Source organism: Spirochaetota bacterium, assembly GCA_004297825.1.
Lineage (GTDB): Bacteria > Spirochaetota > UBA4802 > UBA4802 > UBA5368 > FW300-bin19.
In genome coordinates this window covers 23,598-36,600 of sequence record SCSX01000009.1, presented here as the reverse complement: position 1 = coordinate 36,600, position 13,003 = coordinate 23,598, and the positions used below count along the sequence as shown (strand labels likewise).

Below are 13,003 nucleotides of genomic sequence, written 5' to 3'. Positions count from 1 at the left end.
CAATATCCCGATCTATGTAACCTCGCTGGTGTTTGCGGCATTCATCGCCATTCTCGCCAGCCTCGTGTATCTTCTAAAAAAGCAGCGAGACGGTTTCACCCAGTTCATCCTGGGAAAAGTTCCCCGGAAATGGGTCGATCGATTCATGAACGAAGGCCGATGGGAAAAGGTGCGGGCGCTCGACTACGAGATCGGATTCATTTTCAGCAGCGCGGAAAACATCAGGAAATTCTACCTGTCGCTTTTCATACACTACGCGTCGGGCCTGGCCGCGTCCAGCCTGGAAATTTATCTCATTATCATCTTCGCGGGCAAGGACATCACCCTGGTGCATTCCATGTTTCTCTACCTGTTCAGCATGCTGTTGACCAGCATCGTATTCTTCATGCCTGCCAACCTGGGCACCAGCGAGGGCTCCTATTCGCTCGCCTTGAAGTTCCTGGGTTACGATCCGGCGATAGGGCTCACCGTGGGGATCATCCGCCGGTTAAGGACCTTTGCGTGGGCCGGCATAGGCATCCTCATCCTCTTCTATGCGGGCCTCCTGAAAAAGAAGGAAGGCGCTCAGCAATAATCGTTGCGCACGTATGCGTGAAGGGTGTATCGGCTCCCGATCCTTTCCAGAATGCAGGGCGAACCGTTGGAAAAGTCGATGATCGGAAGCTTTTCATCTGACGCAAGAAGGAACGAGGCGAGCTTGCCGAGAAACGGCATGTGGCCCACGATTATGATGTCGTCCTCAACCGGGGAGATCAGCCCGATACAGGGCGAAATTTGGTCGTTGGGGCCGATACAATCGTAAACCGCAGCCGAGGCAACGCCCGCCGCGCGCACCGCATACTCGGCCGTTTGCGCGGCGCGGAGCTTTCCGCTGTGGTAGAGCCTGCAAGGCCCCAGGCCGAGCCTTGAAAGAAAGCTTTCCATGCGCGCGGCCTGTTTCCTCCCCGCTTCGGAAAGCGGCCGCCGGGGGTCGATGTCCTCCGATACCGCTTCGGCATGTTGAATGAGAACAAGTTTCATCCCGACCTCCCCCGGCCACAGGCGGCGAAACCCCAGGCTCCGGAACGCTTGACTAGCGTGTTTGATAAACCATAATGCATACCTGAATATTATTCAATTCGATTTTATCCGGGGGCACCATGTTCAGAAAATTTATTAATCGCTTAACCGGCACGCCCTATTTCAGAAGTCGGAAAAAGGTGCTCATCCTGGAGGGAGGGGGAATGCGCGGGATATTCCTCACCGGGGTGCTCCAGGCATTTACCGACAGGCGCTTTTTCCCCTGGAAGCTGATCATAGGCTCATCCGCGGGCGCGCTTACCGGGGCGGCGTATGCCGCGGGGCAGATACACATCGCCCGCGACGCGTTCTTCAGCGAGCTCCTTTCCGGAAAATTCATCACGCTTACCAATATTCTCAGGCAGAACCGGCACGTGCTCAACCTCGATTGGATGATCGAAACGATAGTACAGGGAAGCGAACCGCTTGACCGGAAGGCACTCGGAAAATCCTGCCCCGTGCTCATAACCGCGACCGACTGCAGGCCGGACAATGTACCGCGAACCCTTTATCTTGATTCCAGGAAGGACGATCCCATAATCGCGCTCAAGGCGACCGCCGCTATTCCCTTCCTGTACAGGGGATTCGTCGAATACAAAAATCACCGTTTCCTGGACGGCGGACTACTGGACCCGATCCCGTATTTAAAGGCCCTCGAAATGGGTTTTCGCGAATCCGAGATCCTGGTCGTGCTGACCCGCGTCCGCGGGTACAGAAAAAAAGAGGAATCGGTATGGATCAGGGCGCTCTATGAGTCGTATTACAGAAACAGGGAATTTCGCTTTCTCATCGAGGCCATCGAGAACCGCTTCATCCATTACAACAAGCTCCTGGACGACCTGGAGAACAGGTTTACGGGAATCGACGTACTATACCCGCCTGAAGGATTTCGCGTCGACAGGCTCACCCGCGATCCTAAAAAGATTCTCGAGGGATTCGGACAGGGGATATCCACGGGCAGGGAATACTATCATTCCCTGATGCGATAACGGGCCATCCATTAAAAAAAGCCCGCGTCGATTGCGGGCTTTTTCACTCTATTCTTCCTCGTTCCTACTTTTCAATGGGAGGCTTCACCGAATCCTTGTTCATTCCGCCTTTGATCTTATCGACCATGCCCTTGTGGGTGCCCATTATCTCGTCATAGGCCTTCTTGTAAGCCTGCTTGACCGCCATGATCGATTCATAGTTCTTCTTCTGCTGCTCGCGCACCTTGTTCGACTCCTCCTTGACCTTCAGGAAATTCGAATAGATATCGTCCTTCCGGCTCTGAAAATCCTTCAGGATCCCGTCGATCGACGAGGTGGCGTTGTCGCTCAGCATCATGTCGTCTTTAATATTCTCCTCGAGTTCGCCGATCTCAGCGCCCGTTTTTTCGAGTTCCGCCTTGCTCTTGCCGGCTTTCCCCATCCCTGAATTGAGTTTGCCCGCATTGTCGGAGGATTTCGCGCTCCTGTCACCCAGGGTTCCTACGTACTTCCTGAATTTGGAACTCTTTTCCTTGGGATCCTTGCTGAACTCCTGGTCCCGGCCCGCTTTCCAGTCCCTGGTCGAGCCCTTGAGATCCTGTTTTTCCGGTTCCTCCCCCACGCCCACCTCTACGTCCTCGTCGGGATTCACTTCTACCTTTCCGTATGGATTGTGAACATCGAGTTTACCCTCGCTCAGGTCAACGCGGGAATCCGCCCCCTTGCTCACCGTGACCGCGAACTTCGTGCCGCGTACGGCGCATACCGTGGTGGGCGTATATACCTTCCGGTCTTCGGCGTCCTTCGAGATTTTCTGGAAGGCGGTCAGTACCGACCCCGAAATCACCGAGATCGAATCGGCATCCTTCGTGGCGGCGCTTCCTACCCTGAGGGTCGTGCCCTCCGAAATCTTGACCTCGCTCCCGTCCGCATAATGCAGGGTCACCAGTCCATCTGCGCCGGTCACGATCATGTCGCCCGGATTCAACGGCATGGAAAGGCTCGCGGGGACCGATACGCCCTCACGCAGGACCGAAACCTCTCCTATCAGGAATGAAACCTCTAACGCCATCGCGGGACATGCCGCCAGGACGATAAGTCCAACCACCAGCGCCCTGAATCCCTTCCAGATACTATTGTCATGCACATATTTCATGTAAGCCTCCTCCACCGGTAAGCCGGTAAACACCCTCAACTCAATATACAATAAATGAATGCCTAAGGAAAATCGGAATAGCTCATCCCGACCAGGGTGATGTCATCGTTATACCGGTTCTCCCCGCAAAACTTCTCCACCTCGCCAAAAAGTGACGTCACGATTTCGGACATTGCGTACTGTTGTACCTTCTTTATCAACTCGAACAGTATCTTCTGCCCCATGATCTTATCATCCTTATTAGTACACTCGAACACGCCATCGGTGTAAAAAAGAATTTTATCGCCCGTGTCGATGGCGACCTCCGCGTCCATGTAGATCGATGTGTCGAAAATTCCGACAAACGGGCCGTTAGGGTCAAGCATGACGATATCGCCGCTCGATTTCAATATGACCGGCGCAGGAATGCCCGCATTACAGTAGCGAAGCCTCTTCGTGTCCAGGTCGAACGAACCATAGAATATGGTCACGTAGTTGTAACTCATTTTTTTCTGCGCATTGATAAGGAACCGGTTTACCCCGTCCATGAACGCCGCGGGATTCAGGTTTTGCTCCTCCACCGAGGTGATCGCCATTTTCACCATGGCCGAATACAACGCCGCGGGCAGGCCATGGCCGGATACGTCGGCGAGAATAAATGAAAAATGGTTTTCGTCGTACACCATGAAGTCGAAGAAATCGCCGCTTATTTTCTCCACGGGCTTGAACTTGACCGAGAACCTGAACTTCCCGATCTCCGGGTAGGTAACGGGGAAAATACACTGTTGAAGGTTGCTCGCCATGTCGAGCTCGTTTTCGATTTCGACGTTGCGGGTTTGTATCTGGAGGTTGAGTTTCTCGAGCTCGCTGTTCTTTATCGTAAGCTCCTTGAGCAGGGTGCGGTTCTCGACGACAAGCCTGCGGCTCTCAAGGGCTTTCTGAACGGAGATCAGTATCTGGTCGGTATTGAACGGCTTGAGGATGAAATCGAAAGCGCCGCTCTTGAGCGCCGATATCGCGGTATCGATATCCGTATAACCGGTGATGAGTATCACCGGGATATTGTCATCCTTTTCCTGGATATGCCGCAGGAGCTCAAGGCCGTCCATGCCGGGAAGATTCACATCGGTGATCACCACGTCCACCGCGCTCAACTCTATGGCGCCCAGCGCGTCCTCCGCGCTCAGGTAGCTCGATACGGCGTACTCATCCTCGAGAATCCGGTTGATGAGGAAATTCACCGATTTATCATCATCGATGATCGCAATATGGAATTTCCTATCGCCGATATTATTCATTCAGGAAGCATCTCCTTACCCAGCGGCAGTGCATACGCCTCTCAGAGCGAATTGATATATACCCTCATTCCCGCCCAATATGCCGGGTACCGGTATTTCACCCGGGAGCGCAGGGAGCGCTTCGCTTCGCTGAAGGCTATTCTATTATCGGCACCCATGGCCAGTCTTCCGTAAAATTCACTCACGAAAATGGCCCCGTTTACATCATGGATTTCCGCGTCGTTGATGAACACGGTACGAATCCCCTGCAGGGAAGCGTACAGCGCGAATTCGGCGCAACCGATGTTCCCCAAAAAATCCGCCGAGGGCAGATAGAGCGCCCCATATCCCTTCAGCGCTCCCTGGAGGGATTTTGCCTCGATCAGCATGTCCCCTGATTCGGGATCGTGAACGATCCGCGGAAGCAGGTGGCCTAAGCCCGTAGCAGGTGAATTGTCCGCCTTTTTGCGTATCCCTCCCTGTCCCAGCGCCACCAGTTCCAGTTCCTGGTACACGGATTTACGTTCAGCATCAACATACTGCCCGACATTATCCGCGGGCGCATATACGCGCACACCGGACATGATAGACGACAGGAATGCGACCGTATGTGCGGTCTCCAGTACGTCATTATCGCCCAGCACCTCGAAAGGTATTTCCTCCAGGTCCGTATCGGTTACAAAAACCAATACCGGCTTGTCATTTATATAAGATTCAAGCGGCTTGAACAACTCCACCAGCTCCTTGGAAACCCCCACCACATTGTTGAATGAGGACAGGTCAGCCTTATAGTTTTCGGAAATTTTCGCCGCGCGATCATATCCGCCGCGCAGGCGCATGCCTTCGACCGAAGTTCCCGAAATCGCCCATACGAGTATATCGGAACCGTTGCGCAGCATATAGAATACGACGGTGTTTATGGGGATCGAACGCTGGAACTGCTCCAAAGGGATCATACCCGCGAGTGCCGTGATATGCAGGATGGGGCGCTCCCTCAACAATTCCGTAAAACGAACGCTTCCCGTCGCCCTGTCTGTGAGCGCCTTGAATTCGTCCCGAACCCCGGAAGGGATGTCCGCGGAATCGGCCAGGGAGAAAAACGCGGACCGGGCTTCCAGCTGTTTCTTGATTTCGGCGTACAATAAAGCAGCGGCGTGATCCGCCTGATCCATTTTCCTCGATATCAGGAAATCCAGGTTCTCCCGGACCAGCTCAATCCTGTTGAATTTGTGCAGTGTCCGGGCGGATCTGTCAAGGATCGAAAACGCGCCCGATATCCTGGTTTCCAGCAGTCTCCATTCATCATCCGACGGCGCCTTTTCGGCTGCTATCGTCGCGTGAAGCATTTTTGCACGCAACAGTTCCTTGACGTAGCTGTACTCATCGGGCAATTCCGGATCCAGTGCAGCTGCCCGCTCCTCGGCCGCGGAATATTTTCCAAGCCATATCTCTTCATCCATAAGGAGCAATTGATATTCGGCGAATGCCGAGGAATCCTTCGCGCTCAGGTACGGGACTCCTTTCTGGGCCGCCGCATAAGATTCCTTGTGCTGCGCTAACTTTGAAAGCAACGAGGCAAGTTCGTAAAAGTATCTTCTTTTCAAAGGTGCAATTTCACGGGACTTGAAGGCCGTTTCGGACTTCGTAAGGGCTTCCAGCGCATCTTCAAATCCCTGCCGGCGTTCGTAAAAACCGCACACCCGGAATGCAAGCTGCGCGGCATCAATCCAGAAAGCGCCCTGCGCCATGTCATCAATATCCAACCCATCGGCGACCTCGTCGATTGCACCGTATTCCCTCGCCTTCACCATGCGGTCAATTGCGACTGTCGCGGCGAACGGGGACAACATATCATATTCGCCGTTTTCTTCGAACAAGAGCAGGGCCCCGGATTTAAGAGCGTTTATGGAGCCCTCCTTCCTGAGAGAAAGAACGCTTCCGCTCCGGCGATCAGTCAGGGCCGGATTTTCCGTTCCGTTCATTAGAAGAATCTTGCAAATTTCCCGCTGCGAAAGTTTAAAATCGGGCGTTAAATCCGCGGCTATTTTTTTAGCGGCATCCTCATACCCGAGAAGCGACAGGTATTCCATGACAAGCACGCCAAGCCGCAGGGAAGACATGTACGATGATTTAGCTTCTTTCCCCCGCGCAATGAGCTCAAAGCCTGTCTTGGAATCACCTTCAATGAGCGCGAGAATTCCCGCGTACATGAAATAATCTAAGCTCTCGGCGAAAACCGAGGTTTTCTGCAACGCCAGGATTTCCGCTGCCGCGACCGGATTACCCTCTCGTATCAGGCAATAAAGCCTGGTCCCCGCTGCCCTGAGATAAAGCTCCGGGAATTTATTTTCGGATTCCTTCATTGCGGATTCCGCCAGAACGAGCGCATCGACGCCGCGCTCGCGTGCGAGTTCAACTTCCGCCCTTAGCAATGATGCCTTTATCGCCACTTCGGGATCATCACCATTGAGATCCCGCCAGTTTTGGAGATCGGTCATCGCTTCCTTATAATTACCCGCCGCAAACGCCGCCTGATAATTATCATACGCTGCATTTTTTGCAACGGCCGAGGACTTATCCCGTTCCGCCTTATCCACACCCCGGAATCCCACGCACAGCGGCTTATAGTCCTGTAACGCGGATGCTTGTGCCACCGAATCAAATGTCGAAAGCGCGGCCTGCTGAATGATAAGATTCAACCCCTTGGGTTTAGCCCTGCTGCAGAATATTAGGGAGCGCGTTCCCGCGTAGAGTGACGCCTCGGTGAAATAATTCATGTCATCGGGAGCCAGTTCTTCCAGGTCCTTGATCAGCAGGGCGGCCCCCAGCTTTTCCTTGAAAAGCCGTTCAGGATCGAGGCCATTTTCCGTATAGTCATCATCAACCACTATTGAAAATCGCGCGAGAGAATTCTCGCCAGGGTCTCCCTCCGTAACGAGAATCTCCTTTGTATTCTCGCCGGCGGCCAATCGCTTTTTCAAGCCCTTCGTAGTGTAAAACGCGCTGGTGAATGATCCCCTTGGTCCATCCATGAAGTACCGGGAGCGTTCGATGCAGGGTATGTAGGTAAAGGGGATACCCGATTCACCTAGAGCAGTATGAAGCGAATATGAGTGCGCGTCCAGCACCACGAATCGGTTTTCCGGCGCGGACATAAACTGCTTGAGCGCGCCCGCGATTGCCGGTATATCGTCCAGGGCCCCGTCCAATTCCTTGAATTCCGTGCGACCCCCGGTCACCCTCCACGCGATGGCCTTGCCGCCTGCCGTGCCTATCTTGTAAACAACAGCCCCCTCAGGTACCACCAGGGAGCCTCCCGTGCCGAAAAGCATGGATGAGAGCAGGGGATTGAGGATGGCGAGCTGCGCCTTGAAGACACCCAGGTCCCTTTTCTGCATTGCGAGGCCGTCTTCCAGGGGCTTCAATTTCCCGGTTCCAGGCTGTTCACCGGCCTCGAGCAATACCGATATCTGCTTTGCGAGCCCATCGATCAGGTATACTTTTTCCATGTACGCGGTAAAATATTCGGTATCCTTTGCACTTCGGAATTGGGGAGCTGCCAGGGATATCATTACCGTCCGAAGCGTCTCATATTTTTTCTCGGAAATTATCAGCGCCGTATTTCGGTTTCCGGATTTCAGAAGAAGCTCGCCATACTCGTCATACAGGCGCTTTATCCGGTTGAAGTATGATGAATACAGCGGGGGCGTTTCTTCGATAATTCCGATTGCGCTTCTAAAGTATTCCCCGGCCCTTCCTGCCGCGTCCTTGCCCTCGACGGATTCACCATACACGGATAAAAATCGCGCCGTTTCATGATACACGACCCATTCCAGGTCCGTATGGCCCCCGGCCTTCGCGGCGTTTTCCGCGGCGGTCAGCGATTCATACGCGAGGTCCATCATTCCCATTTTCTGCTGGCACGCACTCGCGTTCAGGAGGAGCTTAACCATGGTCTTCTTCGAAACGTCCTTTTCCGCCTGGGAGATCGCGTCATTGAACCTGGCCAGCGCAGCGGCATAAAGGTCGAAGAGGTCCCTGTTGCCGGCATAATAGCCGTAGGCCCTGTCTTCCGCGCTTCCACCCTTGAGTTTCGGAGGTTCGGCGTTATAAATAATCTCCGCCTTGTAGAAGGTAAGCACCCCTATCGCGATGTCGATCGTATAGTAAATTGATGTCGCCTCTTCCTTAATCCTCTCCCTGAGCTCCGTAACCTGCTCCGGGGCAAGCTTCTTTTTGCGCAGTTTGGCGTCTTCCTTCAGCAGCGCGTATTCCTGCTTGAACCGCATCTCCTCATATCCGTCCTTGTAGTCGGTGATGCGTCCAACGAGCTTGTCTATTTCTTTTACGGGATTCTTGAGGGTGTCAGGGCTTTCATCGATTAAAAACGCATTGAGGTTCGCAATGTTGATTATCGACTCGAAAATACCCTCCAGGTCATACACATCGTCGCCGGCGGCGTAATCCCAGGCTTCTTTGAAATATTTGAGCGCCGCCTTGTAATTGCGCAGCTTGAAGTATCCATAGCCGATATTGTTAAGGGTTTTGATCCTTGTTTCCCGGTCTATCTTATTGGACCGATCCTCCAGCTGCTTAAGTTTATTCTTCAACACGCCTATCGATTTTTTATAATCTCCCCGCTCGAAGAAAATCTCCTCCTGCATGGAGAAATTCAAAATCTTCTTCTCGAATGTGTCCAGCTTCTTGTATATCCTGTTCCCGCCCACGCCTATCACCGCGACGTCCGGCCCCAGGTTGTAAAAGCTGATCGGTCCAAGTCCCAATACCTTCCAGCGCAGCTTGTAGGTCTTTTCATCGTCCTTGTATTTTTTCAGCAATGCGCGCGATTTCCCAAGATATTGCAGCGCTTTCGCGGTGTCACCCAGTTCCCCGTAGCAGTACGCGATCTCCTGTACGTAGCGCGCCTTGTCGATTTTCATCTTTGTCCGGCCCGCAAAGCTCAATATCGCCTGGTACCAGTTAATGGCGTCCGCATATTTATTTTCGATTCGTCCCAGAAGGGCGAAGTAGTGATACATCGTGAGTATCTGTTTTTTATATTTTTTAAAATTTTTACCCGTCGCGAGCGCCTGGTAAATATTGAAGGCCTTGTTCATCTCCTCGCGAGCCTTTCCATATTGCGAATCCTGCCAATAGCTGTAACTGAAGTGATAATGGAAAAGAGCCTCTTCGATTTTGGATTGAAACGCGGTCTTGTATTTATTCACGAGCAGATAATGCTGAAGCGCGGCCGGAAAATTATTAAGAAGGAAATAGGTGTTTGCGCTGTTGAGGTGCAGGTTTCCCTCCTGCTCGGGGTTATCCGATTCCCTGTTCGCGACAAGCGCGCGCTCGTAGATAGTGATGTTTTTTTCCCACAAGTACTTGGGGAAAAAGTCCTCGAAGAGCTTCTCGTTGGCGCCCTCGGTTTCCTTCCGGCCCTCCGACCTGCGCAGGTCCACGTACTGGTAGATCCATCCCTTCAACAGGTACGCGTCGATATACGAATCGTCAATGAAGAGCGCCCAGTCCAGGTGCCCTATGGCCAGCTTGAAATTGCTTAACAACTGGTCGACCGCTTCGTTGGTGAAACTGATCGTCCCCAAGACGGAATCCTTCGCCTTTTTTTCGGCGGCGACGGCGAGACGCGTGTAGAGATACCCGAGCCCGTACAGGTACGCCTTGTCGAAATTGCGCCGGGCACGCTGCAGTCCCTTTCCCGAATACTTTTCCACGAGCTCGGTCAGGGGGGCCACCTTGTTCCCCTTCCAAAGGGCATAGGCGTCGATATACAATACGTGGGCGCGCGCGCCGTACTGCCCCACGATATCCATGAATTTTCTCTTCGACTGCAGGGCGCTCATTAATTTCACATAACGTCCATAAATCGAGGCGGCGCGCTTGTATTTCCTGTCGTATTCCGCCTTCTCGCCCTTGTCTTCATAATAATCGACCAGGCGCTGCACCACGTCGCGGATGTCCTTCTGGCGCCATTGCAGGTCATAACTGGTAATCGCCTCGGTCAGATATTCCTCGAATTCCTCGATATCTTTTTCCTTCTCGGAAATATCGGACATAAGGAGATTTATCCGGTAATATACGAGGTCCGTTTTTTCGGAGGATTTTAACGCGTCAAGCAGGGTGGCTTTCGCCGATTTATCCCCCGTTTCGGCGAGGCTTTTCCCGATCACAAATCGCAGCATCCCCGATAAAAGCCGTACGTCCTTGTATTTTTCGAGCATGGCCGTCGCGATTGTGATCCTTCGTGCGGCATTACGCTCGCCATCGAAGACCGAGAGCAGGTTGACGATCGTATCGTTTACGAGCAGGCCCTTGTTCGACTTCAATACCTCTACATATGAGGGCGCGAGCTCGTCTTCCAGCCGCGCGTAGGTGGCGACGCCATTCTTGTAATGCACGTTGGCCAGCCTGGAATAATTTCCGTAGTCTGCGATGATTCTCTGGAGGAGGAGGGTCGAATCACCGTACCTGCCGGCCCGCGCATATTCATCCGCCAAGTCCTCCATCAGGTAGGGTACGTAGGCTTCCCTGGTTTTGTCCGCCGAAACGTCCCCGAGCCCCGCCGTGAGAATATCGGCGCCCCCCCGGCCGTTCATTTTTTCCGCCGCGCATCGCGCGGTGATGTTCCGGTAATCGCTCCTGTCGGTCGAATAGGCGGCAAGAATCTGGAGCGCACGCTGAGCCCTTGCCCCGTTTCCGGTCTCCGCGTATTTCAGGGCCGCGGACGCCAGTGCCTTCGCGGTGAACACCTGGGAATCGACATCCGTCTGGTTGCCGAAATAATTGTACACGTTATCGAGGCACATCAGGTAGCGCTCTACATCCTCGAATTCGACAAGATAGCGGTCTGCAAGTTCGTATTGGCTGCCGGCGGTTTCTTTTTTCGGAATCACCCCCGTGTCGGGAATGATATTTACGTTGATATTCTGGCCGGTCTGGTCCGAGTAGACGATGACCCCGTTCAGTGCCGCACTCCACTTCGGATCGAACGAGGAGCGCGATTGGAGGGTAAGGGGGAATTCGAGCCCGCTTGCAAGGTTTTTATAAACGATGGCAGAATCGTCTTTTAGATTAATCGTCCCGTCGCCGTTCGTATCCCGGTCTATACGGGCAAACACGATCTCGTCGTTCGTCCGCATGAAACAGGGTGAAAGCTCGATCGCGGGCGTGCCTATGACGCGCTTCTCTTCGCCGCTTTCGAAATTATAGGTGTAGATGTCGCCCTTGTTCCCCGCGTCCCGATACGTAATGAATACGAGGAGCTTCCCGTCTTCGGAGAATCGGGGGCTCGTGCCGCCGTCCTTCGTTATCTGCCTTAAATCGCCGCCGTTGCGCTTCATCACCCAGACATTCTCCCGCCCGTCCCTGTTCGAGCAAAATGCGATGAGCTTGTTGTCGGGTGACCAGGCGGGCGTCGTATCCTTGATGATCTTAATGGTTTTTGACTGCGGATCCTGAAACTGGGTGAGATTTTTCGCTTTTTCGTCAAGTGCGGGGATATCGGACACCGAGGCCTCCGCCTCCTCGATCAGCTTTTTCGATTTCACCCTGGCGACGTAAATATCTCCCTCGGGATCCTCCCGCGTGGAGACGAACGCGAGATATTTGCCATCCGGCGAAACCGCCGGCATGGTATCCTTGGAGGGATGGTTTGTCAGTCTTACCGTGGTGATACCGGTAAGGGAGCGCAGGTAAATATCGAAATTCCCGGATTCGCGGTCCGATGCGTAGAAGAAATAAAGGCCATCACCGGTAAACAGGCCGTCAATGTCGATTGATTGCTCGAAGGTGAGTGGGATGCTTCTTCCCGTGTCCTGGAATTCCTGTTCCAGGATGCTCTTATACTCGAATGACACTTCCTTCTTTCCGCGATCGTCACAGGACAGCAGGGCCGCCGTTCCCAGCGCCGCAAGGATGCCGAATAATTTCCCGAGTGTATTCATCTCTTCTTCACCCACTGACCGATTTTATCCTGTATCCAGTCGTTCTTTTTCGCGAGGGCGTATTGCTCTTCCGCGAACTTCTTCGCAAAAGCGGCCACCTGGTCGGGCGCCGGCTTCTCGGTCCCGGATTTTGCAAGGCTGCGCTCGAAAATGGACGCCCGCGCCCTGTTTTCGTCCTCCAGCACCTTCATGAGGGCGTTTTTCAAGCCCTGGTTGCCTTCGTACTTCTGCGTGGGGATGTACGCCGCGACACCCGCGTTCGTTTCGCCAACCGCCCCTTCGTCCTTGAATATCCTGAGTTTTTCCTCGTTGAATTCCCGGATTTTAAGCGCCTTGAATAATTCTTCGTCTCCACCCGCGGTCGCCATGGGTGTTCCCTTCGTTTTAGTGATGCTGGTTCTCACGGAGGAGACTATCCAGGCGTCCTTCTCAAGCTCGCGGTATTCGCCCACGATCTGGCGCTCTATGACGGTTTTTTCACCGGTGAGATGTATGTCCGGGGGGGAAATCTCCAGGCAACTGGGCATGCTCGAGCATCCCGCGGCCGCAATTGCCGCGACAACGACCGGAATGATAAGGCAGCATTTATTCATTTTCATG

Annotated in this window: 7 protein-coding genes; 2 read left to right on the top strand and 5 right to left on the bottom strand. The window is 53.5% G+C overall.

All coding sequences use genetic code 11. The features are described 5' to 3' along the window. On the top strand, window positions 1-574 hold a 574-nt coding region (locus EPN93_01265), incomplete at its 5' end, for a hypothetical protein (protein TAL39602.1). Here the strand turns inward: EPN93_01265 and EPN93_01260 are convergent. Beyond that, complete coding sequence (locus tag EPN93_01260; GenBank protein ID TAL39601.1) at window positions 565-1,020, bottom strand: hypothetical protein; 456 nt, start codon at window positions 1,018-1,020, stop codon at window positions 565-567. The two genes, EPN93_01265 and EPN93_01260, sit on opposite strands and share 10 nt — an antisense overlap. A gap of 119 nt (window positions 1,021-1,139) precedes the next feature. Here EPN93_01260 and EPN93_01255 point away from each other — a divergent pair, with 119 nt between their 5' ends. Beyond that, on the top strand, window positions 1,140-2,048 hold the full coding sequence (locus EPN93_01255; protein TAL39600.1) for a patatin family protein: 909 nt from the start codon (window positions 1,140-1,142) through the stop codon (window positions 2,046-2,048). Between the two features lie 64 nt (window positions 2,049-2,112). On the opposite strand, the gene EPN93_01250 is transcribed toward EPN93_01255, so the two are convergent. The 4 genes from EPN93_01250 to EPN93_01235 all read right to left on the bottom strand — a co-directional run bounded on the left by EPN93_01250 (window position 2,113) and on the right by EPN93_01235 (window position 13,002). Then, complete coding sequence (locus EPN93_01250) at window positions 2,113-3,183, bottom strand: hypothetical protein (protein ID TAL39599.1); 1,071 nt, start codon at window positions 3,181-3,183, stop codon at window positions 2,113-2,115. Window positions 3,184-3,245: 62 nt separating this feature from the next. Beyond that, window positions 3,246-4,460, bottom strand: coding sequence for a response regulator (locus EPN93_01245; GenBank protein TAL39598.1), 1,215 nt, complete (start codon window positions 4,458-4,460; stop codon window positions 3,246-3,248). 41 nt (window positions 4,461-4,501) lie between these two features. Beyond that, entirely contained in the window at window positions 4,502-12,403 is a 7,902-nt protein-coding gene (locus tag EPN93_01240) for a hypothetical protein (GenBank protein TAL39597.1), read from the bottom strand. Beyond that, window positions 12,400-13,002, bottom strand: coding sequence for a DUF1318 domain-containing protein (locus EPN93_01235; GenBank protein ID TAL39596.1), 603 nt, complete (start codon window positions 13,000-13,002; stop codon window positions 12,400-12,402). The genes EPN93_01240 and EPN93_01235 overlap by 4 nt, the downstream gene beginning before the upstream one ends. Window position 13,003 lies beyond the last annotated feature (1 nt).